The sequence below is a fragment of the Streptomyces sp. NPDC086777 genome (genome assembly GCF_040702065.1).
In the GTDB taxonomy this organism is placed as follows: domain Bacteria; phylum Actinomycetota; class Actinomycetes; order Streptomycetales; family Streptomycetaceae; genus Streptomyces.
This window is the reverse complement of sequence record NZ_JBFBJI010000007.1, coordinates 112,568-135,224: the sequence shown is the minus strand read 5'-3', so window position 1 is coordinate 135,224 and position 22,657 is coordinate 112,568. Positions and strand designations below refer to the sequence as shown.

The 22,657-nt window shown below is 70.9% G+C and carries 20 protein-coding genes and 1 pseudogene; 13 read left to right on the top strand and 8 right to left on the bottom strand.

Annotated elements, in window-relative coordinates; genetic code table 11:
- Positions 1-96 precede the first annotated feature (96 nt).
- Entirely contained in the window at positions 97-1,026 is a 930-nt protein-coding gene (locus AB0472_RS12765) for a 1-phosphofructokinase family hexose kinase (RefSeq protein ID WP_366355917.1), read from the top strand.
- On the opposite strand, the gene AB0472_RS12760 is transcribed toward AB0472_RS12765, so the two are convergent.
- The gene (locus tag AB0472_RS12760; protein ID WP_366355916.1) at positions 1,023-1,973 is read right to left on the bottom strand and encodes a carbohydrate-binding protein; all 951 of its coding nucleotides are present in this window, start codon (positions 1,971-1,973) and stop codon (positions 1,023-1,025) included. The genes AB0472_RS12765 and AB0472_RS12760 overlap by 4 nt on opposite strands.
- Before the next feature lie 118 nt (positions 1,974-2,091).
- Positions 2,092-3,753 carry a diguanylate cyclase CdgB gene (gene cdgB, locus AB0472_RS12755; RefSeq protein WP_366355915.1) on the bottom strand — a complete coding sequence of 554 codons (1,662 nt, stop codon included), beginning with the start codon at positions 3,751-3,753 and terminating at the stop codon, positions 2,092-2,094.
- Positions 3,754-4,079: 326 nt separating this feature from the next.
- Between cdgB and AB0472_RS12750 the strand changes: the two genes are divergently transcribed.
- Both AB0472_RS12750 and AB0472_RS12745 read left to right on the top strand, forming a co-directional pair.
- Positions 4,080-4,652: a flavin reductase family protein gene (locus AB0472_RS12750; protein WP_366355913.1), complete on the top strand. Its 573-nt coding sequence runs from the start codon at positions 4,080-4,082 to the stop codon at positions 4,650-4,652.
- A gap of 65 nt (positions 4,653-4,717) precedes the next feature.
- The gene (locus AB0472_RS12745; RefSeq protein WP_366355911.1) at positions 4,718-5,182 is read left to right on the top strand and encodes a GNAT family N-acetyltransferase; all 465 of its coding nucleotides are present in this window, start codon (positions 4,718-4,720) and stop codon (positions 5,180-5,182) included.
- 38 nt (positions 5,183-5,220) lie between these two features.
- Here the strand turns inward: AB0472_RS12745 and arfB are convergent, their stop codons facing one another.
- Entirely contained in the window at positions 5,221-5,649 is a 429-nt protein-coding gene (gene arfB / locus AB0472_RS12740) for an alternative ribosome rescue aminoacyl-tRNA hydrolase ArfB (RefSeq protein WP_366355910.1), read from the bottom strand.
- Between the two features lie 184 nt (positions 5,650-5,833).
- Here arfB and AB0472_RS12735 point away from each other — a divergent pair, with 184 nt between their 5' ends.
- Positions 5,834-6,409, top strand: a complete 576-nt coding sequence (locus tag AB0472_RS12735) for a TerD family protein (RefSeq protein WP_366355908.1) — start codon at positions 5,834-5,836, stop codon at positions 6,407-6,409.
- A gap of 70 nt (positions 6,410-6,479) precedes the next feature.
- Here AB0472_RS12735 and AB0472_RS12730 read toward each other — a convergent pair whose 3' ends face one another.
- Together AB0472_RS12730 and AB0472_RS12725 are read right to left on the bottom strand one after the other, a co-directional pair.
- The gene (locus AB0472_RS12730) at positions 6,480-6,758 is read right to left on the bottom strand and encodes a DUF397 domain-containing protein (protein ID WP_366355906.1); all 279 of its coding nucleotides are present in this window, start codon (positions 6,756-6,758) and stop codon (positions 6,480-6,482) included.
- Positions 6,755-7,612 carry a helix-turn-helix transcriptional regulator gene (locus AB0472_RS12725; protein ID WP_366355904.1) on the bottom strand — a complete coding sequence of 286 codons (858 nt, stop codon included), beginning with the start codon at positions 7,610-7,612 and terminating at the stop codon, positions 6,755-6,757. The genes AB0472_RS12730 and AB0472_RS12725 overlap by 4 nt, the downstream gene beginning before the upstream one ends.
- Before the next feature lie 190 nt (positions 7,613-7,802).
- On the opposite strand from AB0472_RS12725, the gene AB0472_RS12720 reads away from it, so the two are divergent.
- The 5 genes and pseudogenes from AB0472_RS12720 to AB0472_RS12700 all read left to right on the top strand — a co-directional run bounded on the left by AB0472_RS12720 (position 7,803) and on the right by AB0472_RS12700 (position 15,288).
- The gene (locus AB0472_RS12720; protein ID WP_366356133.1) at positions 7,803-8,177 is read left to right on the top strand and encodes an ATP-binding protein; all 375 of its coding nucleotides are present in this window, start codon (positions 7,803-7,805) and stop codon (positions 8,175-8,177) included.
- Between the two features lie 254 nt (positions 8,178-8,431).
- Positions 8,432-8,603, top strand: a pseudogene (locus AB0472_RS12715) (helix-turn-helix domain-containing protein); the annotation flags it as partial.
- 17 nt (positions 8,604-8,620) lie between these two features.
- Positions 8,621-9,145 (top strand): GNAT family N-acetyltransferase, encoded by a 525-nt coding sequence (locus tag AB0472_RS12710; RefSeq protein WP_366355903.1) that lies wholly within the window; start codon positions 8,621-8,623, stop codon positions 9,143-9,145.
- A gap of 371 nt (positions 9,146-9,516) precedes the next feature.
- Complete coding sequence (locus tag AB0472_RS12705; protein WP_366355901.1) at positions 9,517-10,017, top strand: hypothetical protein; 501 nt, start codon at positions 9,517-9,519, stop codon at positions 10,015-10,017.
- 117 nt (positions 10,018-10,134) lie between these two features.
- A complete protein-coding gene (locus tag AB0472_RS12700; RefSeq protein WP_366355900.1) occupies positions 10,135-15,288 on the top strand; it encodes a hypothetical protein in 5,154 nt (1,717 codons plus the stop codon).
- A 109-nt stretch (positions 15,289-15,397) separates the two neighbouring features.
- Here the strand turns inward: AB0472_RS12700 and AB0472_RS12695 are convergent, their stop codons facing one another.
- Positions 15,398-16,084 carry a pentapeptide repeat-containing protein gene (locus tag AB0472_RS12695; protein WP_366355898.1) on the bottom strand — a complete coding sequence of 229 codons (687 nt, stop codon included), beginning with the start codon at positions 16,082-16,084 and terminating at the stop codon, positions 15,398-15,400.
- 121 nt (positions 16,085-16,205) lie between these two features.
- On the opposite strand from AB0472_RS12695, the gene AB0472_RS12690 reads away from it, so the two are divergent.
- The 3 genes from AB0472_RS12690 (at position 16,206) to AB0472_RS12680 (ending at position 19,010) form a co-directional block, all read left to right on the top strand.
- Positions 16,206-16,862, top strand: coding sequence for a rhomboid-like protein (locus tag AB0472_RS12690; protein ID WP_366355897.1), 657 nt, complete (start codon positions 16,206-16,208; stop codon positions 16,860-16,862).
- A gap of 10 nt (positions 16,863-16,872) precedes the next feature.
- Positions 16,873-18,279 carry an FAD-dependent oxidoreductase gene (locus AB0472_RS12685; protein WP_366355896.1) on the top strand — a complete coding sequence of 469 codons (1,407 nt, stop codon included), beginning with the start codon at positions 16,873-16,875 and terminating at the stop codon, positions 18,277-18,279.
- 173 nt (positions 18,280-18,452) lie between these two features.
- Positions 18,453-19,010, top strand: a complete 558-nt coding sequence (locus AB0472_RS12680; protein ID WP_366355894.1) for a hypothetical protein — start codon at positions 18,453-18,455, stop codon at positions 19,008-19,010.
- Here AB0472_RS12680 and AB0472_RS12675 read toward each other — a convergent pair.
- Together AB0472_RS12675 and AB0472_RS12670 are read right to left on the bottom strand one after the other, a co-directional pair.
- Positions 18,906-19,196 (bottom strand): DUF1622 domain-containing protein, encoded by a 291-nt coding sequence (locus tag AB0472_RS12675; RefSeq protein WP_366356131.1) that lies wholly within the window; start codon positions 19,194-19,196, stop codon positions 18,906-18,908. The genes AB0472_RS12680 and AB0472_RS12675 overlap by 105 nt on opposite strands.
- A gap of 235 nt (positions 19,197-19,431) precedes the next feature.
- The gene (locus tag AB0472_RS12670) at positions 19,432-20,079 is read right to left on the bottom strand and encodes a cysteine hydrolase (protein ID WP_366355892.1); all 648 of its coding nucleotides are present in this window, start codon (positions 20,077-20,079) and stop codon (positions 19,432-19,434) included.
- Between the two features lie 800 nt (positions 20,080-20,879).
- Here AB0472_RS12670 and AB0472_RS12665 point away from each other — a divergent pair.
- Positions 20,880-22,643, top strand: coding sequence for an MOSC and FAD-binding oxidoreductase domain-containing protein (locus AB0472_RS12665; RefSeq protein WP_366355891.1), 1,764 nt, complete (start codon positions 20,880-20,882; stop codon positions 22,641-22,643).
- Positions 22,644-22,657: the final 14 nt, after the last annotated feature.

Genomic DNA, 22,657 nt, shown 5'->3' with positions numbered 1-22,657 from the left:
CATCTCTTGGGAGACGGCGACCTAGGCCGGTCGCCGTCTCTTTGGCATGATCGTGCCCCCACCGATGGCACGGACATGCACGAGGGAGGTCGCCCGGTGATCCTCACCGTCACCCTGAACACCGCTCTCGACATCACCTACCGGGTCGGCGCCCTGCGCCCGCACGCCTCGCACCGCGTCTCGGCCGTGACCGAACGGCCGGGCGGCAAGGGGGTCAACGTGGCCCGGGTGCTGGCCGCGCTCGGCCACGAGACGACGGTGACCGGCTTCGCGGGCGGGACCACCGGGCGGGCGGTACGAGAGCGCCTCGCGGACACCCCGGGCGTGCGGGACGCGCTGCTCCCGGTCGCCGGGTCGACCCGCCGGACCATCGCCGTCGTGGACGAACTGACGGGCGACACGACCCAGCTGAACGAACCTGGCCCGCAGATAGCGCCGGCCGAGTGGGGCGCCTTCCTGGACCACTACGCGGAACTCCTCACCGCCGCCTCGGCGGTGGCGCTGTGCGGCAGCCTGCCGCCTGGAGTCCCGGTGGGCGCGTACACCGGCCTGATCAAGGCGGCCCGCTCGGTCGGCGTCCCCGTCCTCCTCGACACCAGCGGGGAGCCGCTGCGGCGCGGGGTCGCGGCCCGCCCGGACCTGCTCAAGCCCAACGCCGACGAACTCGCCGAACTCACCGGTTCCCATGAGCCGTTGCGCGCGACCCAGGACGCCCGCCGACGCGGCGCCCGTACAGTGGTCGCCTCACTCGGCCCCCGGGGCCTGCTCGCCCTCACCCCGGAGGGCCGCTGGCACGCCACCCCGCCCACCCGCGAACACGGCAACCCGACCGGCGCCGGCGACTCAGCGGTCGCCGGCCTGCTGTCGGGGCTGGCCGACCAACTCCCCTGGCCGGACCGCCTCACCCGGGCGGTGGCCCTGTCGGCGGCAACGGTACGGTCCCCGGCCGCGGGCGAGTTCGACCGGGGAACCTACGAGAAGCTGCTCGGTCAGGTCACGGTGACCGGCGGGACGACGGCCGCCTAGCTCTTGTTCGTGTGCTTGCCCTGCTTCACCCACAGCTGGTCCAGCAGGATGTCGCAGCTGTCCCCGCTCTGGCAGGACAGGGAGATCGTGTTGGTGCCCTTGGTGAGGGTGGGGTACGTGTAGCTGGTCGTCCAGGCGTTGGCCGGGTCGCTCTGGTGCGTGTAGTTGTTCAGCGGGAACTTGCTGCCGAACTCTTTGCCGTTGATGGTGAGCGTCATGCTCTCGTCCTGTGTCGCGCTGTAGTGCGCGAAGACGGTGTAGAGGCCGTCCGACGGGATGCCGTCGACGGTCCAGGTGACGCCCGCACCGGTCTGGTTGAAATTCGTCACATAGATGCCGCCCTCGGCCTGCGCGCCCTTCACGTCCGACGCGAGCGAGGCGCCGCCGTCCAGGCGGAGGGCCTTCGCGTCGATCGGCGGGATGTCGCCCGTGGACGACGCCGAGCTGGTGCTCGACGGTGAAGCCGACGCGGTCTGGGACTGGGCCGGGGGCGTGGAGGCGCCGCCGTTTGCCTTGTTGTCGTCGCCGTTGCCGTTCATCATCGCGACGCTGATGCCGATGACGACGGCGGCGACGACCGCGACGGCGCCGATGAGGAGGCCCTTGGTGTTGGGACCGCGGCCCCGGCCCGCGGGCGTCGGCGTACGGGTGGTCGGGGCGCCGCCCGGGAAGGTCTCCGGGGCCTGGTAGGCCGCGTTCGGCTGCTGGCCGTAGCCGGTGCCGGGCTGCTGGGGGATGGTCTGGCCGCCGTACTGCGGCTGCGGTGCCTGCTGCTGACCACCGTACGTACGCTCGCCGACCGAGCGCACCCTGCTGACCTGATGCGGGTAGCCGTAGCCACCGCCGCCGGACGGCGGCTGGGCGCCTCTGGCCTGGCCATCGGCGTACAGGTAGCCGAACGGGTCGTCGTCCTCGGGCGTGCTCGCGCCGTTGTCGCCGGGCGTCATCCCTTGGTACTCCTCAACAGGTGCGGGCGGATGCGGTACAGGTATTGAGAGTCGAGCCTACCCGGTCCGACTGAGCCAAACAGGTGACTCGGATCGCATCAGCACGATGACCTGCGGATCATCCGGCACGGCGATGTGCTTTGGGACGAGATCGTTTCTCTACGTACATCCGCTCGTCCGCGGATTTCAGGACTTCGTCCGCCGTCATGCCGCAGTGCGCCCATCCGATGCCGAAACTGGCGCCCACCCGGACGGCCCGGCCCTCGGCACGGATCGGCTGGATGATCTCGTTGCGCAGGCGTACCGCGAGGTCCTGGGCGTCGGCACTGCCGAGCCCGTCGGCGAGGATCACGAACTCGTCGCCGCCGAGGCGGGCCACGGTGTCACCGTCCCGGACACCCCGGGTGAGCCTGCGGGCGACCTCGATGAGAACGGCGTCGCCCGCGTTGTGGCCGAACCGGTCGTTGATCGACTTGAAGCCGTCGAGGTCGCAGAAGAGCACCGCGAGCCCCTTGGTGCCGTCGTCGCGGCCCTCCTCGGGGGCGACGGTGTGCACGTGGTGGTCGTAGCCGTCGTACGACGGTGTACCGCCCGCCGAGCCGGCGAAGTCGAAGCCGTGCCCGTTGACGTCGTAGGCGGGGTGGCCGTAGGCCGCGTCCAGGGACTCCAGCTCCCCGGCGTGACCGGCGCGCCGGCAGAGCCGGGAGGAGAGCCGGGAGCGCAGCTCCGCGGAGTTCGGGAGGCCGGTCAGGGAGTCGTGGGAGGCGCGGTGGGCGAGCTGGAGCTCACGGCGCTTGCGCTCCTCTATGTCCTCGACGTGGGTGAGGAGGAAGCGCGGGCCGTCGGCCGCGTCGGCGACGACGGAGTTGCGGAGCGAGACCCAGACGTAGCTGCCGTCACGGCGGCCCAGGCGGAGCTCGGCGCGGCCGCCCTCCGCGGAGGTGCGGAGCAGGGTGCCGATGTCCTCGGGGTGGACCAGGTCGGAGAAGGAGTAGCGGCGCATCGCGGAGGCGGGGCGGCCCAGCAGGCGGCACAGGGCGTCGTTACTGCGCAGTATGCGGCCGTGCTGGTCGCCGCCCATCTCGGCTATCGCCATACCGGAGGGGGCGTACTCGAAGGCCTGTCGGAAGCTCTCCTCGCTGGCCCGCAGCGCCTGCTGCTCGCGCTCCAGGCGGACCAGGGCGCGCTGCATGTTGGCGCGCAGCCGGGCGTTGCTGATCGCGATCGCGGCCTGGAAGGCGTACATCTGCAGGGCCTCGCGGCCCCAGGCGCCCGGGTGGCGGCCGTTGCGCGGACGGTCGACGGAGATCACGCCGAGCAGCTCGCCACAGGAGCTGCCCGATATGCCGGGCGTGTACATCGGGGCGAAGAGCCGGTCGGAGGGGTGCCACTCGTCCTCGAAGCGCGGCGCGGGGCCGTCGGTGTACCACTGCGGGACGTCGTCGTCGTCGAGGACCCAGCCCTCGGTGTGCGGTATGAAGACGAGGTCGCCCCAGTTCTCGCCCATGCTCAGCCGCCGCTCCCAGGACTCACGGGAGCCGACCCGGCCGGTGATCAGGGCCTCGGCGGCGGAGTTTCCGGAGAAGGCGGCGACCACGAGGTCGCCGTCGGGGCGTACGAGGTTGACGCACGCCATCTCGTAACCGAGAGCGGTGATCACGCCGTCGGCGACCGTCTGCAGTGTGTCCGCCAGGCTGCGGGCCGTGTTCATGTCGGCCATGACCTGGTGCAGCTGTCGCAGGGACGCAAGACGGACGTAGGGCTCGGACTCTGTCTCCATGCTCGCCCTCCCCCCGAGACCTCGCAGCGAATCAAGGGTCTGCTTCGGCGCTACTTTTCCCCGCCACTGAATCACAGCGCGCTGCCCACTCGGTACACAGGGTCAACAATTAACGTCCCTTGTGACTCAAGTCACAGGAGAACGTGAACAATTGCGTGGAGTTTCCGCGTTTTCCCTGTGTGCTTACTGAACACAGCCTTTGCGGATGTGCGCATACGATGCACGTTACGGCCTTTCATCGCACCGCACCCCGCCGTTGGTCCTAGGACCCGGCTCGGGCCGATGGCCGATGCGGCCGCGCCGGGTCCGACACTAGCGTTTCCGGCGTGCTGAAGACTCCCTCCCCCACCGCCGCAGAAGCCACCGGGCATGCTGTGGGGGTGAGCAACGAAGCGTTCAAGGCCGCCCTCTCCCGGCTCGCCGCCGGCGTGGTCCTGGTGACCGCGCAGGAGCCGTCGCTGGACCCGGACGACCCGCTGGCGCCGGCCGGCGAGGACGTCGGCATGACCGCCACCGCGTTCATGTCGGTGTCGCTCGACCCGCCGTTGGTGCTGGTCAGCCTGCGTGAGGGGTCCCGGATGGACGACCTGCTGGACGAGCAGCCGCGCTGGGCGGTCTCCGTGCTCACCGAGAGCCAGCGCCACATCGCCGGCCGCTTCGCGATGAAGGGCCGCATCAGCGACCGCCTGCTCTTCGAGGACATCCCGTACGTCCGCGGCCCGGCCAGCGGCGCCCCGCTGGTCGGCGGCGCCCTCGCGACCCTGGAGTGCCGCACCGAGCAGCGTGTCCCGGCCGGCGACCACACCCTCGTCATCGGCCGCGTCCTCACCGCCGAACTGCCGAGCGCGGAAGGCGGACCCCTGATGTATTTCCGGGGGCGCTACCGGCAGCTGGGATGAAACCGCGCGGTCCGTTTCCAATAATTCGGTGGGCGGTTACCGAACCCCCCTTCTAGAGTGCCCGGATGTCTCCCGCACTCCGCCTCGAAGAAGTGACGACCGCAAATGTGACGGCGGCACTCCGCATTCGGGTCCGGCCCGACCAGGAACAGAACGTGGAACCGGTCGCCGAGTCCCTCGCCGAGGCGTACGTCCGTCCGGCGGGGGTCGCCTGGCCGCGCCTGATCGTCGACGGGGACCGCGCGGTCGGCTTTCTGATGGCCTTCCTCGACATCGACTGGCGCACCGACGGCACCCTCCTCCGCTCCGGCCTGTGGCGCCTCAACATCGACGCGGCGGAACAGGGCAGGGGCTACGGCCGGTTCGCCGTCGAGGCGGTGGCCGCGGAGATCCGCCGCCGGGGCGGCAAGGAGATGTACGTCACCTGGCACGCGGGACCGGACGGCCCCGAGGAGTTCTACCTGCGGCTGGGCTTCCGGAAGACCGACGAGACGAGCGGGGACCAGGCGGTGGGCGTGCTGGAGCTCTAGCGGCGCCGCGCGGGACGGGAGGCACGGGCCGGGCGCCGTCAGGACCAGTCGCGGCCGGTCCGCCCCCGCTTGGTCTCCGAGCGCTGCTTCTTCTCCCGCAGCCGGCGCTCGTTGATCCCGCGCGGGATCCGGGTCGGCGTGCGCGGCTTGGGCGGCGGCGCGGTGGCCTCCGCGAGGAGCGCGGCGAGGCGTACGGCGGCGGTCTCGCGGTTGCGCCACTGCGAACGGTGCTCGGACGCCCGTACGACGATCACCCCGTCGACGAGCCGTCCCGCCAGCCGCTCCAGCGCCCGCTGCTTCCACACCGGCGGCAGCGCCCCGGTGCTGGCGAGGTCGAAGCGGAGCTCCACCTGCGAGTCGCTGGTGTTGACGTGCTGGCCACCCGGCCCGGACGACCGCGAGAAACGCCAGTTGAGCTCGGCCTCGGGGAGCGAGACGGAGCCGCGGATGACGTAAGGACCGGACATGCCCCTATGGTCGCGCGCCTGACCGGCACACGTCACGCGAATAACGTTCACCATCTCTTTGGCAAAGAAAGTAAAGCGAGGTGGAACCTTCGGTACCCCTCGTGGCGTTCATACGGGTAGCTGTAGCTTCAAGCCCGTACGCGCCGCACGGCCGTACGCGACACGAGGGAAAGGACTCCCGACCATGGCTGTAAGCCTCTCCAAGGGTGGCAACGTCTCGCTCACCAAGGAGGCTCCGGGCCTGACTGCCGTCACCGTGGGCCTCGGCTGGGACGTCCGCACCACCACCGGCACGGACTTCGACCTGGACGCCTCGGCCATCGCGGTGAACGCGCAGGGCAAGGTGTACTCGGACGCCCACTTCGTCTTCTTCAACAACAAGCAGACCCCGGACAACACGATCGTCCACACCGGCGACAACCGCACCGGCGAGGGCGCCGGCGACGACGAGGCGATCAACGTCAACCTCGCCGGCCTCCCCGCCGACATCGACAAGATCGTCTTCCCGGTCTCGATCTACGACGCGGAGACCCGCTCGCAGAACTTCGGCCAGGTCCGCAACGCCTACATCCGCATCGTCAACCAGGCCGGCGGCGCCGAGATCGCCCGCTACGACCTCTCCGAGGACGCGGCGACGGAGACGGCGATGGTCTTCGGCGAGCTGTACCGCAACGGCGCCGAGTGGAAGTTCCGCGCGGTCGGCCAGGGCTACGCCTCGGGCCTGGTCGGCATCGCCCAGGACTTCGGCGTCAACGTCTGACAGACGCGGCACGCTGCGCCGTGCGGGAGCCCCTGGCCGTGTGGGTGCGGCCGGGGGCTCCGGCGTTCGCTCAGTCCGCGGACGCGTACGGCACGAAGGCCGCCCAGGCGGAGGGGGCGAGGGCGAGCTGGGGGCCAGGCGCTGAGCGGTACTTGGAGTCGCGGATGTGGATGGTGGTGGGGGTGGGGGCTATTTCGAGGCAGGATTCGCCGTTGTTGCCGTCGCTGTAGCTGCTCTTGAACCAGGTCAGGGCGACTTCTACGCAGGACTCGCCGTCATTGCCGCTGCTGTAGCTGCTCTTGAACCACGCCAGTTCGGAGGCGTCCCCGGAGGGTGCCTTGCGAATCATGTTTCTCCCAGCAGTTGCTCGATGAGGGCCAGTGACTCCCCTGGTGAGAGAGCCTGCGCCCGGATGGTGCCATACCGCAGCTCAAGAATGCGGAGCTGTTTCGGGTCCGTTGTCGGACGGCCGTTGAACGCGCCATAGGAGCGTCCCACCGCCGTACCATCCGGGAACTTCAGCAGCTCGATGGTGCCGTCCAAACCGGAGTGGACCTCGGAGTTCAACGGCATCACCTGAAGCATGACGTTGTGTAGGCGGCCCACCGCCAGCAAATGATCGAGCTGCCCTCGCCACACCATTGTGCCTCCGATGGGACGGCGCAGTGCAGCCTCTTCCAGCACGAAGTGGATGGACGGAGCCGGGTCGCGCTCGAAGACCGACTGCCGAGCCAGACGGGCCGTCACCATGCGTTCCACGTCATCCGGTGAGTAGGGCGGCTGGGCCGCCGAGATGACGGCCCTCGCATGCTCGGGTGTCTGCAAGAGTCCGTTGACGCTGTTGCACTCATACACCCCGATCTCAACCGCCTGTCCCTCCAACTTGGCAAGCTCGCGCACCTTCTTCGGGTACCGGACCCTCTTCACGTCCTCCCAGGTCGCCGAGATCAGCCCACCCGCGCCCAGGACCTCGTCCGCCCGGGTCAGGTACTCCTGACGGGGGATCCGCTTGCCGCCCTCCACTTTGTAGACCATGTCCTCCCCGTAGCCGACCGCCTCCCCGAACTCTGCGGCCCGCATCCCCACCGCCTCGCGCCGCAGTTTCAGCTGACGCCCCACGGTGGCGATGACCGCCACGCCCCAGTCGTCGTCCGGGTCGACCTCCCAGCCCGGCTCGGTCACCTCGCCGCCGTCCACGCTCATCCCACGCCCCCTTTTGCCGTACGCCCGTACCCGCGGCGCCCTTACCCGTACGAACGCTCCAGACAGCCAGGACAGCACCGGACAAGCGCCGGACAGTCACCGTACGCAAGGGCTTCGTCACTGTTCACGGTATGCATGCCCGGCCACTCTGAGTGATGTGAACGATGAAATCTCCACCCCCGTCCGCAACATGAGCCTGCGACTCTCGCCCACGCCACGTGGTGCCCGCCTGGCACGTCTGCTGGCCGCCGAGCAACTCCGGACCTGGGGGCTGCCGTTGGATCCGGCGCGGCAGATCGTGGCCGAACTGGCGGCGAACGCGGCAACGCACGGGCGGGTGTCGGGACGCGACTTCGGGCTCCTGCTGTACGTCGTCGGGGACACCCTGCGGATCGAGGTCACGGACACCCGCGGTGACCGGCTGCCGCACGCCCAACCCCTCGCACCGGAGGCGGAGTCGGGCCGGGGCCTCGTCCTCGTGGGGGCGCTCGCCGACAAGTGGGGCGTGGCACCGGGGCTCTCGCCGCGCAAGACGGTGTGGGCCGAGATCGGGGTGTCGCCGTAGTCCGGGAACGCGGACTTCGGTCCCGAGGGACGTCACCACTCAAGGAACGAATCAGGGAGAAAGAACCCCACCAAGCCCACCCCTCCCGCCCGTCGCGCAGCGTCACTCCCGCGAGTGAATATGCCCAACTCGGCTGGCTTTGAGGCGGGTTGCGTGCCCTACGCTCAGCGCACCAACCGCAAAAACTTCGGCCCCCGCCGGGACGGCAATCCCAGTGCGAGGGCCTGACCACCCAGGAAGAGAACACCTTCCCGATGGATACCGAAAACCCTAGCGCGCCCCCGTGCGCCGAGTCCCGTGCTTGCCGCCAGGAAGCACCCGATCCGGGGGTCCGGCGGACTCACGCACGACAACGCCCGCCACACCTCCCACTTCGTGGTGATCGGCAACCACCTCGCCCAGCACCCCACCCTCTCGGCGCTCTCGCCGGATAGGTTGCGGGCATGATCCTCGCCCGCGTCCCCCTCACCCCCGACCACGACATCCCTGCCCCGGTCCTCTCCGAGCTCACCGCCCTGTACGCCTCCAACCGTGAGTTCCAGGCGCTGAGCGGCGACTTCCCGGACCCGGACGACATCCGGCCGGAGCAGGTGGCCGCCGAGCTGGCCGACGAGTTGGCGAATCCGGACGTGGAGGTGCTGCTGGCGCGGGCCGAAGGCCGGCTGGTCGGAGTGGTCGTCACCCTGGCGCGGCATCCGGATCCGGCCGACCCGGATCCGTGGATCGGACTGCTGATGGTGGACGCCGGGGAGCACGGGAAGGGGTACGGGCGGCGGATCGCGGGGGAGGTCGAGCAGCGGTTCCGAAAGGCGGGCCGGGACGCCGTGCGGCTCGCGGTGCTGGAGAACAACCCGAAGGGACTCGCCTTCTGGACCGCCCTCGGCTACGAGGTGACCGCCCACCGCCCGGACCGCGAACACGGCCGACCGTGCGCCGTACTCCGCAAGCGACTGGACAGCCCCCGCTAGCCACACCCCCGCAGGGGCGCGGGGAACTGCGCGGCCAGCCCCCACGGCGCCGCACCCCGCAACCGACCACCGGACCAACGGCCGCCACCGGCAGCCCGGCGCCACCGAACCCCACCGTCGCGGCCGAGCACCCTCGCGGCGGAAAAGGGAGGCGCGGTCAAAAGCAGGGGCGCGGGGAACTGCGCGGCCAGCCCCCACGGCGCCGCACCCCGCAACCGACCACCGGACCGACAACGGCCACCGGCCGCCCGGCACCACCGAACCCCACCGTCGCGGCCGAGCACCCTCGCGGCGGAACGAAGGAGGACAGCGCAGCAGGGAGAAGGGGCGCGGCGGAGAGACGGGGTGCGGGGCCGTGACACCATCGGCGTGTGCTCGACATCGGCTATGCCCTTTCCACCCGCTTTCCCGACCCGCCCCAGACGGACTACCGCCGCGTGGACGTCCACGCGCTGCGTCACGACCTGTTCTGCGGGGACGTCTACCTCGCCGACACCAAGGCGGACCGGGAACTGTCCACAGCCTGGGGATGGGTGCCGGTGCTGGACTTCGCATGGGCGCTGTGCGACATCGTGGAGCGGCTGGACCGGGATCCGGCGGGGTCCCGGGCCGCCCGGCCCCAGCACGCGGAACTCGACTTCACCGAGTCCACCGACCGCATGCTCTTCGAGCGCCGCTTCGGCTGGGTGGACATCGAGGCGGACTGGATGCCGGCCGAGGAACCGCCCCTCACCTTCTCCCACACCGCACTGCGTCGTGAGGCACGGGACTTCCTGCACGACCTGATCGCCGACCTCACCGACCTGCACGAGGGCCTGGCCGACAACCCGGCGATCTGGACGCTCCAGGCCCGTTTCCCGAGGGTGCCGTAGCCGTCCCGGACGGTTGAACGACCTTGCGGTGTACGGAGGTTGACCACCTGCCGAGGCGGGGATGACAAGTGGTGCGGAAGGCGTTCCGCCCGCACCGGCCGCGCCTACGTTGACTCCGTGCGGACGCAGCGAAAGGCAGGCGACAGCGGCAAGGACGCCTCTTCCGAGGTCTCCCGGGCACCGGCCACCGCCGCGCCCGTCGACTCCCCGGTGCCTGTCCCGCGCTCGGCGCACGCGATGCGCGCCCTGCAGGGGCGGGCGGGGAACGCGGCCGCCACGCTGGCCCTGCAGGACGCGAAGGGCAAGGGCGTCGCCCGGCCCCCCGCGGTACGCGGCCGGCCGGTGGCACCCGTGGCGACCGTCGAGGAGGAGAACAGCGCACCCGGCCTCGTACTGCCCCCGTACCTGATGGACTTCCAGGCCGCCGGGCTGTCCACGGCCTACGGACTCACCGGGCACGAGTTCGTCCGGAACGCGGTGGCCGCCGTCGTCGGCCACGGCGACGGCACGGTCGCCGAGATCGGCGCCGAACTCGCCGGCCGCCCCGAGTCGTTCTACGGGCAGGGCCGCGCCTTCGCCGTCAGGGGCAGGACCGGCAAGGAGTGGTACGACGTCACCGTCACCGTCTCCCGCGCCCCCGACGACCGGCCGCCCGTCTTCCACCCGGGGGACCTGCTCGCGAACACCGTCCCGGACCCGGACGGGGCGCCGCTCGCCGCGGTGGACGACGCCGTGGGCAAGGACACCAAGGTCGACGTCCAGCACAACACCGCCACCACCGTCGCCACCACCGCGAGCGGCAGCTCCAGCAAGGGAGCCGGCGGCATGGCCTTCGGGCTCGCGCCCGTCGCCCCGGGGCTCTGGCTGGGCGGCGCCGGCCTGGTGAACGCGCAGCCCTGGCAGTCCTCCCGGGAGTCGCGCAGCCAGCGCAACGTGGCCGAACCCCGGGTGCTGCGCAGCGAGAAGGGCTCGGTCGAGGCACCGCGCAAGGTGCGGTACGGCGTACGGGTCAAGAAGCAGGGGGCCGAGCACGCGCAGACCTTCCACGGCTCGGGCGCCCTCACCCAGCGCGTGCCCACCGAGCATCTGGTCGCGGCCGGCACCGAGGCCCCCGCCGCTCCGCGGGCCGTCGGCGCGGACACCGCCCGGCGCGTCTCGCTCGCCGACTCCATGGCCCCGGTCGCCGTCACCGACACCGCCGCCCCGCACCAGGGCGGCGGCGGCCTCTTCGACGCGGTCGCCACCGTCCTGCACCCCTCGCTCACCGCCCCCGGCGCCCCCGGCCGCTCCCGCCTCTACGAGGCCACCTCCACCGCGACGGTCCTGGAGGACCTGCCACGCCTGCTGCGTGACGGTGTCACCGGCGAGGACCTCGCCTCCAAGGACGGCAGCAGCGTGGGCAGCTACCGCCTGCACGCCGAGATCACCGGCATGTCCCCCGCCTGGGGCACCGGCGGGACCCAGCTGCGCACCCACCAGCAGACCCAGCACACGGTCACCGAGAGCGCGGGCAAGGGACGCGCCCTCACCGGCGGCCTGGGCCCGGCCATCGGCGTCGGCGCGGCCGGCAACGCCGCCGTCGTACGGGGTACGGCCATGCCGGTCGCGGCGGCCCGCAAGGCTCGGTTCACCGTCGCCGAGCAGACCGTCTCCAGCCGCCAGGGCGCGGAGGTGCGCGGCGACAAGGTGCTCTACCTGGCGACCGTCCGGTTCACCGCGGAGGGCACGGGCCCGCGCTCGGCCGAGATGGTCCTGCGCCCCGGGACCCGGGTCGCCCGGCACTCGATGCGGGTGTGGATGAGCCTGCGGGCCGACGAGGCACAGTCGCTCGGGCTGCCGCTGCCGTCCGGGACCGAGGCCGGGGAGTTCGTCAGGAAGCCGAAGCGGACCGACGAGAACGGCGCGGAGACCGACGTCGAACGGCACCTCCCGTTCGGCGCCATGGGCTCCAGCGTCACCCTCAGCCGGCTCGACACCCGCCCCATGGTCCGGGCCGTGCAGGAGCTGTTCGCGACCGACCCCCGGCTGGCCGGCTACCTGCCCTCCTTCGGCACCGACACGCGGCCCACGCCGTCGTCCAAGGAGGAGGCCGCGCTGCAGCGGCGCAACCACCGCGAGCTGATGGCCGCCCTGTCCGAGACCAATCTGCGGGTCAACAAGGACCAGCTGACCACGACCGGCATCCGGGTGCGGCTGCGCCGCAAGACCACCCTGCACTCCCACGACGTGCAGATCCGCGTCCGCGGACAGCTCCGCGAGACCGGCTACCTCGGCGACACCGACGACTGGCTGGTCCGCAGCCACTCCGGTGTCACCGGCAACATGCAGAGCGGACGCGGCAGTTCACGCTCGATCGGCGGTCTGGTGCTCGGGCAGGCCAGGATCGTCCCCGGTGTCCTGACCGCCTCGGCCCGCTACGAGAGACACAGCACCGGCACCCGCCGCAACCAGGCCGGCCCCACCACCCGCACCGACGTCCTCACCAACGGCTCCGAGAAGGCCAGCACCTTCGGGGCGGCCCTGCGCCTCGACGTGGACGTCACCATGACCTCCCGGCAGCGCAAACTGGGCCGCGCCCTCACCCCCGGCTCCCCGGGGCAGCAGGCGCCCGAGGCACGGCAGCTGGCGGGCCTGCACCTGGACGAGCAGGACGTACGGCTGGTCACGCCGACCGAGTTCACCCTCGACGAGGAGGGCAAGCGGCGCCAGGACGCGGTGGGCGGCCGGCGCCGGGCCCGGACCCCGCGCCCCGAGTACGCCGTCACCGCCGAGGGCATCGGCGACCTGGCCGGCCTCGTGCCCCGGCCGACGGTCGGGCACGCGCTGCGGGACTGGCAGCTGGTGGAGACGGTCGGCGACGGACAGGCCGTCCGGGACCTCGCCTTCCAGCTGCTGTCCAGGGCCGCCGCCCGCAACAAGGACGTCCGCGAGGATCCGGCGCTGCAGACGGAGGGGCTCGCACCGCGGCTGGCGATCGAGGAGCGGTTCGGGCCGCAGGCCATCACGGCGTCGCTGCGGCAGGCCGCGTCCTCCGGGTGGGTGGTGAAGAACCTGCGCTACCCGCGCCGGCTCGCCGCGCTGAACGGGGCCGTCGGCACCCGGCTGACCCTGGCCAACCCGAAGTTCCTGCACCGGGGCGCGGGCCCCGGCACGGAGACCTTCGTGCTCGGCGGCCACCAGGCGGCCGGCCAGGAAGGGCAGGGCACCACCAGCACGTGGCAGTTCGGCGCCACCGGCTCGGAGAACGACGCCGAGTGGCGGCTCGGCCAGGGCCTGTCGGGCAACCGCACCACCGGCCAGGGCGACGCCCGGTCCGCGGCGCTGTCCGGCACCGTCGAGCGCAACGCCCACACCCCGAAGAAGGCGCCGCTCTACCTGGTCCAGTGCGACCTGCTCGTCACCATGGTCGCCGAGGTCGAGGTCACCGGCGGCGGCCCCTACGTGGCGACGGCCGCCCGCACCCTGCCGGCCGAGGCGGCGGTGTGGCTGACGGAGGCGCAGCTGCCGGCGGCGATCCGCAGACAGCTGAAGCTCGACCCCGAACCGGCCCTGATGACCTCGCCCCGGCAGCCGGGCCAACGGCCGGCGGAGAGCTCCCGGGCGGGTGCCGAGCGCGAGGGCCGGGAGCAGGCGCGCGCCACGGACACCGCCGGGTCCTCGACCTCCGCGCCGCCGCGCACCACGAACCCGTCCTTCGCCCGCACACTCCCCCTCGGCTTCGGCATGGTCGAGGACCTGCCGAACTTCGTGCCGCTGCTGGCCCGGCTGCGTACCCGCCTCGCGGAGAGCGGGCAGCAGAGCCTCGCCGACGACCTGCTGCCCCGCCGGCAACTGGCGGACCGCAACGACAACGTGCAGCGGCTGCTGCGCCTCCTGGACCGCGACGGCAGCGCGGGACTGCTGTCCGGCGCGATGGACGGCGGGGTCACCGTCGAGCTGTTCGACGGCCGCAGGACCCCGTACTGGGCGGTGTTCAAGGTCAACCGGCTCGCCGACGGCACCTACGACGGTGCGGCGGACGACGGCCGGGACATGGAGTACATCACCGCGGCCGTCGCCCAGCAGGCCGCCACCCACGACGAGGGCACGTCGTCCGGCCTGGAGGGGATCTTCGCCGGCTCCGGCAAACCGGACGGCGGGGCCGGGCAGCTGAAGAGCACCGGTGGCGCGGCGGGCCTCGGCGTCGGCTCGGGCGGCTCACGGCGCTCCGGCACGGCGAGCCGCGGCCAGCTCGGCATGAAGACGGTGGCCGAGGCGAAGACCGCGAAGTCGTCGAAGATGCGGGTCCCGGTCGAGGCGACCCTCGAACTGCACCGCGGCGACCGCCGGCTGGCGCTGGCCTCGCTGGGCCGCCAGTCGGTGACCCACCGCGTCCTGGACAACGACCTCGCCGCCCTCGGCCGGCTGACCGCGCCCCGCCGGCCGCCGGTGGCGCCGGCGCCAGGACCCGGGGACGGCCGCCCGGCCGCGCTCGGCAACTGGCGCTCCGGCGGTGTGCGGCTGCCGATGGAGGCACAGGTGAACGGCTTCCAGGGGGCACCGCAGGTACGGGAGCTGGTGAACTCGGCGGTCCGGGAGGCGGGCGGCGGCGACCGCTTCCGGTCCAAGGGCCAGGCCGCCGCGTACACCCTCCAGGAGGCCGTCTCCACCGAGTGGCTGATCGCGGCGCTGCCGCTGCTGACCTCGGCCGGGGCGGAGCTGCCCCCGGTGCACGCCACCGGGGTGGAGGGCCAGGACCTGCGGGCGTCCGTGCACGCGCGGCTGCGGGACGGCCGGGTCCTGGGCGTCGGCGACAAGATGACCTTCGAGACGGTGGGGCAGAGCCGTCTGGACGCGCCCCGGCCCACCCAGACGGACGGCCTCAGCGCCGCCGACCACGGCCGGTCGGCCCGTGGCCTCGCGGGCGCGGGGCTGCTGAACGCCGAGGAGTTCCGCCTCAACCAGCTGATGGGCAACGCCGGTGGCGCGGGCGGCGCCGCCGACACCGCGGTGAACGCGTCCGGGTCGATGCCGCTGCACAAGCCCAAGTCCGCCGCGGTCCTCGTGCAGTTCACGCTGGACGTGCGGGTGGTGGCGCGGGTGACCAACCGGGTCCGGTCCGGCCGTACCGGCACCGCCGTACGGGAACTGACCCTGCCCCGGCCGGTGGTGGTCCGTATGCCGGAGCCGGCGGTCCGCCGCATGCTTGCCGCGCAGCCGGACCGGCTCCAGGACCCGGACGACCATCTGGGGCTGCGGAAGAAGGCGGCGCCGGTGCCGCCCGCGAGCTGAGGGCCGGTTCGCGGCTGCGGGTGGGTGGGGGCTGGTCGCGCGGTTCCTCCCCCGGCCTTCGGCCGGGGGTACCCCCAGAGCCCCTTACGCGGTGCTGTTCACGGGTCCGTCATCCCTCCACGCGGATGCCCAGCTGTGCCGCCAGTACCGGGGCCAGGTCCAGCAGTTGGGACATGCTGATCACGGCGCCGGACAGGCGCTCCACGCCGGTCGCGATCTCCAGGGACGCGGCGCCCCGCAGGTCGACGTCCTTCATCGTGACCCCCGTGAAGTCGGCCGCCTTCACCGTGCAGCCGATGAACTCGACCCGCTCCAGCACCGCGTTGCCGAAGTCCGGTTCCACCAGGACGCAGCCCTCGAAGACCACGTCCCGGAGCTTCGCGGTGCGCAGGTTGAGGTAGTCGATCTTGCCGCCGCGGATCACCACGCGCTCCAGGACGGAGCCGTGCAGCTGGGTGCCGCCCAGCCGGGCGTCGACCAGCTCGACATCGCGCAGGGTCGCGTCGGCCAGATCGGTGCCGACGCCTCTTGCCCCGGTGAGGACCGTGTCCAGCACGCGCGCGTGCCGCAGCCCCGTCTCGTCGAAGGCGCAGTCGGTCAGCGCGCAGTCCATGAAGCGGGCGCCCGCCGCGTCCTGCCCCACGAAGTCCGCCTCCCGGAACGCCTGCCCGTCGTAGTCCCCGTCCGGCTCCAGCTCACCCCCGCCCCACTGCTCCAGCTCGGGCAGCCGTACCTCCGGCCGCCGCGCACCCTTCACCCTGCCTCCGCCGGCCCCACCGGCCCCAGTCCTCGCCATGCCCCCATGGTGCAGGGCGCCACTGACAACCACCGCTCCGCACGCCTCCGGTCCCGCCGCGATCGCCCCATCCGGAATGTCAATCACACACCCGGCGTTGCCGTCGTGCATGAATCGCCTCATGGCATTTCTCCGGGGACTCGGCGGCACGGTGTGGACGTACGTCCGCAGCACCCCCGGTACGTACGTCTGGCTGGCGATTCTCTTCGTGACGGCCGTGGCGGTGCACCACATGTCACCGGAGTTCGAACAGCAGTTCCTGCGGCAGCGGTCCACCAACATCCGCGAGCTGTCGGACAACCCGGTACGGGTACTGGTCGCCAGCGCGATGTGGATCGAGGGCGGGCACTGGGTGCCGTACGCCTTCCTCTACACCGTCTTCCACGCCCCGGCGGAGCGCTGGCTGGGTACGGTCCGCTGGCTCGCGGTGTGCGTGATCGCGCACGTGCTGGCCACCCTGATCAGCGAGGGCGCGCTGCTGAAGGGCATCCACGACGGGATCGTCCCGCACTCCGCGGTCAACACCCTGGACATCGGGGTGAGTTACGCGCTGGCCGGGGTGATCGCGGTGCTGGCGTACCGGATCGCGACGCCCTGGCGGTACCCGTACCTCGTGGCCGTCCTCCTCGTCTACGGGCTGCCGCTGACCGAGTCGCCCACCTTCACCGACCTGGGGCACTTCGTCGCCGCGCTGATCGGTCTCGGCTGCTATCCGCTGGTCAGAGGGCGCGGAAAAGCATGGAATCCGAAGGAGACACTGGCCGCCCTCAAGGGTTAGCGTCCAGGTCATGAGCAGATCGGCGAGCGGTGTCGTCAACGGCGGCATCTCCTTCTGGTACGCGGACGACGGCCTCCCGGCGGTGCGGGAGCCGCTCTCCGGGGACGCCTCGGCGGACGTGGTGATCGTGGGCGGCGGGTACACCGGTCTGTGGACCGCGTACTACCTGAAGAAGGCCGCGCCCTTCCTCCGGGTCACCGTCCTGGAGCAGAAGTTCTGCGGCTACGGCGCCTCCGGCCGCAACGGCGGCTGGCTCTACAACGGCATCGCCGGCCGCGACCGGTACGCCGCCCTGCACGGCCACGAGGCCGCCGTCCGCCTGCAGAAGGCCATGAACCAGACCGTCGACGAGGTGGTGGCCGTCGCCGCCGCCGAGGGCATCGACGCCGACCTGCACAAGGGCGGGGTGCTGGAGGTCGCCACCACCCCGGCCCAGCTGGCCCGCCTGAAGGCCTTCCACGAGCACGAGCTGTCGTACGGCGAGAAGGACCGCGAGCTGTACGGCGCCGGGGAGACCCGGGAGCGGATCCGCGTCGCCGACGCGGTGGGCGGCACCTGGACCCCGCACGGCGCCCGGCTGCACCCGGTGAAGCTGGTGAAGGGCCTGGTGGCGGCCGTGACGGCACTCGGCGTCGACATCCACGAGTCGACCCCGGTGACCGAGATCCGCCCCCAGCACGCCGTCACGCCGTACGGCACGGTCCGCGCCCCCTACGTCCTGCGCTGCACCGAGGGCTTCACCGCGAACCTCAAGGGCCAGAAGCGCACCTGGCTGCCGATGAACTCCTCGATGATCGCGACCGAGCCGCTGACGGCGGAGCAGTGGGCGTCGGTGGGCTGGGAGGGCCGGGAGACCCTGGGCGACATGGCGCACGCCTACATGTACGCGCAGCGCACGGCCGACGGGCGGATCGCGCTCGGCGGGCGCGGGGTGCCGTACCGCTTCGGTTCGCGGACGGACAACGACGGCCGCACGCAGGAGGCGACGGTCGAGGCGCTGCGCGAGATCCTCGTGCGGTTCTTCCCGTCGCTGGCCGGCGTCGCGGTCGAACACGCCTGGTCCGGGGTGCTCGGGGTACCGCGGGACTGGTGCGCGACCGTCACCCTGGACCGCTCGACGGGGCTCGGCTGGGCGGGCGGTTACGTCGGCTCCGGAGTCGCCACCACGAATCTCGCGGCCCGGACCCTCCGCGACCTCGTCCAGCTCGACTCCGGGCAGGCCGGGCGCACCGACCTGACCGAGCTGCCGTGGGTGGACCACAAGGTCCGCAAGTGGGAGCCGGAGCCGTTCCGCTGGCTCGGCGTCCAGGGTATGTACGCCACCTACCGCGCGGCCGACCAGCGCGAACGCCTCCGGCCGAGCACGGAGTCGTCACGGCTGGCGCGGGTGGCGGACCGGGTGGCCGGCCGGCACTGAGGCCACGCCCCGCGCGAGCGCCCCCGGCCGGCGACTACACCCTCAAGGTCGTCAACACCGGCTGGGACCCCGCCGCCTCGACGCTCACCGTCGTCCCGCTCGACTCGGCCACCCCTGGCTGCTTCGATCCGGTCGGCACGGGCTGGGGCCGGCCGCCCGGCACCCGCACCAGCGTGAGCCCGGCCGAGGTCGACTGCCGGCCCTTCACCGGGCAGCCCGGCGAACGCATCCGCCTCACCGCCGCCACCCCGGTCTACGGCAGCACCGCCGCATGGCTCACCGACGCGACCGGAGCCCGCGTCTGCCCGCGCTTCCCGGAGGACGGCGAGGACAGCTGCGTACTGACCGGCAGCGGCCCCTACCGGGTGATCTGCCAGGTCACCTACTCGGAGAACGGCTTCCCGGCCGGAAACGCCGTCACCGCCCGCCGCCTGACCGACCCGCAGGGCTGCGCCACCGCCCCGGTCCGCCCCTACGGCGCCCTGGCCCCGCAGGACCTCACCGCCGACGGCTGCTACACCTTCACCACCGGCAAGGCCGGCCCCCACACCGTCCACTACGTCGGCGGGGTGTGCCAGGCGCCCCATGGGGGTGGCGGCCGTCTGACGCTGCTTGTGCTCGCGGGGTCAGTCTTCGGCTTCGGCCGCTGGCTTCTGCCATGGCCACCGCCCGGTGATCTCGAGTTCGAGAGAAAAGCTGAGGAAGGTGCGGATGCCTACGATCACGGCTAGCACTCCGACGCTTTTATACGTCGGTGCGACGGCGACTGTACGGATGATATCGCCGGCTACGAGAAACTCCAGCCCCAGCAGGATCGACCGCCCTACGCGACGGCGATAGCCGCGGTACACACCCGCCTGTCGGCGATTGAGTCGGATACCCGCGATAACGGTCGCCAAGAACGTCCCCACGACCATAATGGCTACGCCCGCGGCGTCAACACCCCGACCGACCAGCTCCACGACGGGTTGGAACTCCACAGTATCCCTCTCGCGCCGACCCGAATCCGCTCCTTTGTGGTCCGCAACTCTGTTGCTGTCCGCACTCCGTTCCGAGCACCGGTTACCCCTTGCAAACCGGCACCGCGAACGGCGCCTACTGAAAGCGTAACTATCGGACGGACGCGATCGCTATGTCCAGGCCGCGATCTCCTCAGCGTATTCCATCGAGTACTTCGTCGGTCGACAGCAACGCATGCGCGAAAAAGCGGTAGTTGATGATCGCCGCCTGATACCCGTCGCCCCAGACCGGGTGTCGGGGTCCAGCTGTTGCATCCCTGACCACAGCGACCTCAAATCCCTCCTCAATGAGGTGACGCATATGGGACTCGACGCACATGTTCGCCAGCATCCCGCCGAGAATGATCCTTTGCATTCCCCGCTTGCGCAGTTGCAGTACCAAGTCGTTGGTTTCCGGACCGAATACCTTGTGCGGGCTGGCGACCACCGTTCTGCCGTCTTCGATATACGGCTTGAATCGGTCCAGCCAGTCTGCCCCGGAGTTTCGAAACCCGGTCAGATCGAGTTGTCCGGTCCGTGCGAAGGTGTGGGTCTCGAGCTCGCTTGTCTCGAGCGGCCCGTTCATTCGCCATCCGCTGTCAGTCGGGTAGAAGTAGTGAGGCGAGATGAAGACCTCATATCCGCCTGCCTTCGCCGCCTCGAAGATTCTCTCCATATTCTCGACGGTCCTGTTCTCTGTGACGCTCGCTCCCACCACGTCCCAGTTCGCTCCGTCTTCGCTCAGCACGTCGTTCTGTGGGTCAATGAACACAACCGCCGTGTCGATCTTCTTGATTTCCACCTGACGCTCCTCACGCGCTGCCGCACCATCGGTATGACAAATATTCGGTATAGCGGATGCCCTTCCGAAGGGCATTCCGGTCCGGTGACGCGAGGTCTCTTCCGGTGCGGACTCTGCCGACCCCAAGCGACATCACTCAAGTGCCGTGCTCACCTTCGGGGTGTGTGACCTGAGGGGCGCCGTCCCGATCATTCGGCCTTCTTCTCCACTTTGCCCCATCACGGGGCGTTCTGCATCGGCCCAGCGGAACGGACGGTTCATTCCAGCGTGGATCCGCAGCCATCGCGAGGCGGCACAGTGATGGTGGGTGAAGACGCATATGTGAAATTCGGGCCTGCCCGAGCATTTGGCGCTGTGCAGACAAGTTGCGCTCCGCGGAGCGGGACGGTGACCCTCCGCGACCCCCTTGCGCCTTAATGCATCCGCGATTCCCGTTTCGCCATCTGCAAAGAAAATCTAAAAGGTCGCATATATTCGTCTCTGTGTTGCTGTCCCCGGAGGGCGGGTCTAGCGTGAAGACGTTGTGCCCAACGCCATCTGTCTCGAGGCGCCACGCCGCCGAGGGGAAAGCCTCCCGAGCCCGAGCAGGTGACCACCCCTCCCGATCATCGCAGCGAAAGGGGTTGCCTGCGGGCGGATTTGACGCATATTCCGCACATGCTCGTCGCCTTCCACTTCACCGTCGAGTTGGGTACTTGGTCCGGCTGCGCCTGTACGAGGACACCGACCTGGTCGCCAGGGCCGTGACTGCAAGCGACTGAGACGGCGGCCACAAGAGAGGTGGCATGGTGGCCACGTTGATGGCAGTGAACGTCGGGATGCCCCGCGACGTGCCCTGGCACGGCAAGACGGTGCACACCGGCGTGTACAAGCAAACCGTCGCCGGGCCGCAGATGGTACGGCGCCTCAACATCGATGGCGACGGCCAGGGTGATCTGGGCGGGCATGGCGGCGAACAGCGGGCGGTACTGGTCTACCAGACCGATTCCTACCTGTTCTGGGCGAAGGAGCTGGGCCGCGACGACCTGGCGCCCGGCCAGTTCGGGGAGAACTTCACCGTCGACGGCCTGCCGGACGACGAGGTCTGCATCGGCGACCGCTACCGCATCGGCGGCGCGCTCTTCGAAGTCACCCAGCCCCGGGTGACCTGCTACCGAGTGGGCTTGCGTATGGGAGAGCCGCAGATGGCGGCCCTGCTCGTGGCCCACCACCGCCCCGGCTTCTACCTGCGGGTGATCGAGGAGGGCCAGGTCGAGGCCGGGCAGGAGATCGTCAAGGTATCCACCGGCCCCGAGGCGATGACCGTCGAGGAGATCGACCGGGTGCTCTACCTGCCGGGACACACACGCGAGCAGGTCGAACGGGCCCTGCGGATCCCGGCCCTCAGTCCCGGCTGGCAGGGCTCCATGCAGACTCTCCTGGACCAGGCCGACAGCGAGGCGGCCGACGGCTCCTCGGGCAGCGCAGGGCTGAACAAGGCCGCCACGGCCCCGCCGCCCAGCTGGCCCGGCTTCCGGCCGCTGACTGTCACGCGCATACAGCCCGAGAGCCGGAGTGTGTTCTCGCTGTCCCTGGCCGCAGCCGACGGTTCAGCACTGCCCACTGCTCTGCCCGGTCAGTTTCTCACCGTGAAGGTCCCGCTCGAGGGACACGTGCCGCCTTTGATCCGCAGCTACTCCCTGTCCGGCGAGCCCGGCACCGGCACGTACCGCATCAGCGTCAAAGTCGAACCGCACGGCGCTGCCAGCAACGAGCTACGCGCCCACATACGCGTCGGCGACACCCTGGAGGCCGCCGCGCCCCGCGGAACGTTCTGCCTGTCCAAAGGCGACAACCCGGTGGTGCTGCTGTCCGCGGGGGTGGGGGTGACTCCCGTGCTGGCCATGCTCCACGCGCTCGCGCGTGACCGCTCCCCGCGCCAGGTGTGGTGGCTGCACGTAGCCCGTGACAGCACCGAGCATCCCTTTGCTCAGGAGAGCCACGACCTGATCGACGGCCTGGCGAACGCCCGGTCAAGCATCTATTACAGCAAACCGGGCGACGCCGACCGCAAGGGCGTCGACTACACAGAGGCCGGCCGGCTCTCGACCAACCGCATCTTGGATCTAGGCCTGCCGACGGACGCCGACGCCTACCTTTGCGGGCCCGTGGGCTTCATGAACAGTGTCACCACCGCGCTCGTCGACGCCGGGCTGGAAACGTCGCGAGTGCACACCGAGATCTTCGGCGCCGGGCCCTCCCTCACCCCGGGAGTGAAGGGTTCCTCGACCGCACTTGCGCCCCACGAGCCCGCAGGCCCCGTCGGCACCGGTCCTCCCGTCTCCTTCGCCCGTAGCGGCCTCACTGTCCCCTGGAACGACAGTCAGGACTCCCTGCTCGAACTCGCCGAAGCCTGCGACGTACCCGTCCAGTGGTCGTGCCGCACCGGCGTCTGCCACACCTGCGAACTCGCCCTGATGTCCGGCACCGTCGACTACTCACCTGATCCGGTCGAACCACCAGCCGAAGGCAACATCCTCATCTGCTGCTCCAAGCCCACCGACGGCGTCGTTCTGGATCTGTGAGTCGACCGGGATGC

What these genes read in the sequence shown, in the direction of transcription:
- AB0472_RS12725 (WP_366355904.1), bottom strand. Translation starts at nt 7,612, where the DNA reads ATGAGCGTGGACGGCGGCGAGGTGACCGAGCCGGGCTGGGAGGTCGAC.
- AB0472_RS12665 (WP_366355891.1), top strand. Translation starts at nt 20,880, where the DNA reads ATGGCAGTGAACGTCGGGATGCCCCGCGACGTGCCCTGGCACGGCAAG.
- AB0472_RS12745 (WP_366355911.1), top strand. Translation starts at nt 4,718, where the DNA reads ATGTCTCCCGCACTCCGCCTCGAAGAAGTGACGACCGCAAATGTGACG.
- AB0472_RS12730 (WP_366355906.1), bottom strand. Translation starts at nt 6,758, where the DNA reads ATGATTCGCAAGGCACCCTCCGGGGACGCCTCCGAACTGGCGTGGTTC.
- AB0472_RS12690 (WP_366355897.1), top strand. Translation starts at nt 16,206, where the DNA reads ATGGCATTTCTCCGGGGACTCGGCGGCACGGTGTGGACGTACGTCCGC.
- AB0472_RS12675 (WP_366356131.1), bottom strand. Translation starts at nt 19,196, where the DNA reads ATGGTCGTGGGGACGTTCTTGGCGACCGTTATCGCGGGTATCCGACTC.
- AB0472_RS12735 (WP_366355908.1), top strand. Translation starts at nt 5,834, where the DNA reads ATGGCTGTAAGCCTCTCCAAGGGTGGCAACGTCTCGCTCACCAAGGAG.
- AB0472_RS12685 (WP_366355896.1), top strand. Translation starts at nt 16,873, where the DNA reads ATGAGCAGATCGGCGAGCGGTGTCGTCAACGGCGGCATCTCCTTCTGG.
- arfB (WP_366355910.1), bottom strand. Translation starts at nt 5,649, where the DNA reads ATGTCCGGTCCTTACGTCATCCGCGGCTCCGTCTCGCTCCCCGAGGCC.
- AB0472_RS12720 (WP_366356133.1), top strand. Translation starts at nt 7,803, where the DNA reads ATGAGCCTGCGACTCTCGCCCACGCCACGTGGTGCCCGCCTGGCACGT.
- AB0472_RS12695 (WP_366355898.1), bottom strand. Translation starts at nt 16,084, where the DNA reads ATGGCGAGGACTGGGGCCGGTGGGGCCGGCGGAGGCAGGGTGAAGGGT.
- AB0472_RS12760 (WP_366355916.1), bottom strand. Translation starts at nt 1,973, where the DNA reads ATGACGCCCGGCGACAACGGCGCGAGCACGCCCGAGGACGACGACCCG.
- AB0472_RS12710 (WP_366355903.1), top strand. Translation starts at nt 8,621, where the DNA reads ATGATCCTCGCCCGCGTCCCCCTCACCCCCGACCACGACATCCCTGCC.
- cdgB (WP_366355915.1), bottom strand. Translation starts at nt 3,753, where the DNA reads ATGGAGACAGAGTCCGAGCCCTACGTCCGTCTTGCGTCCCTGCGACAG.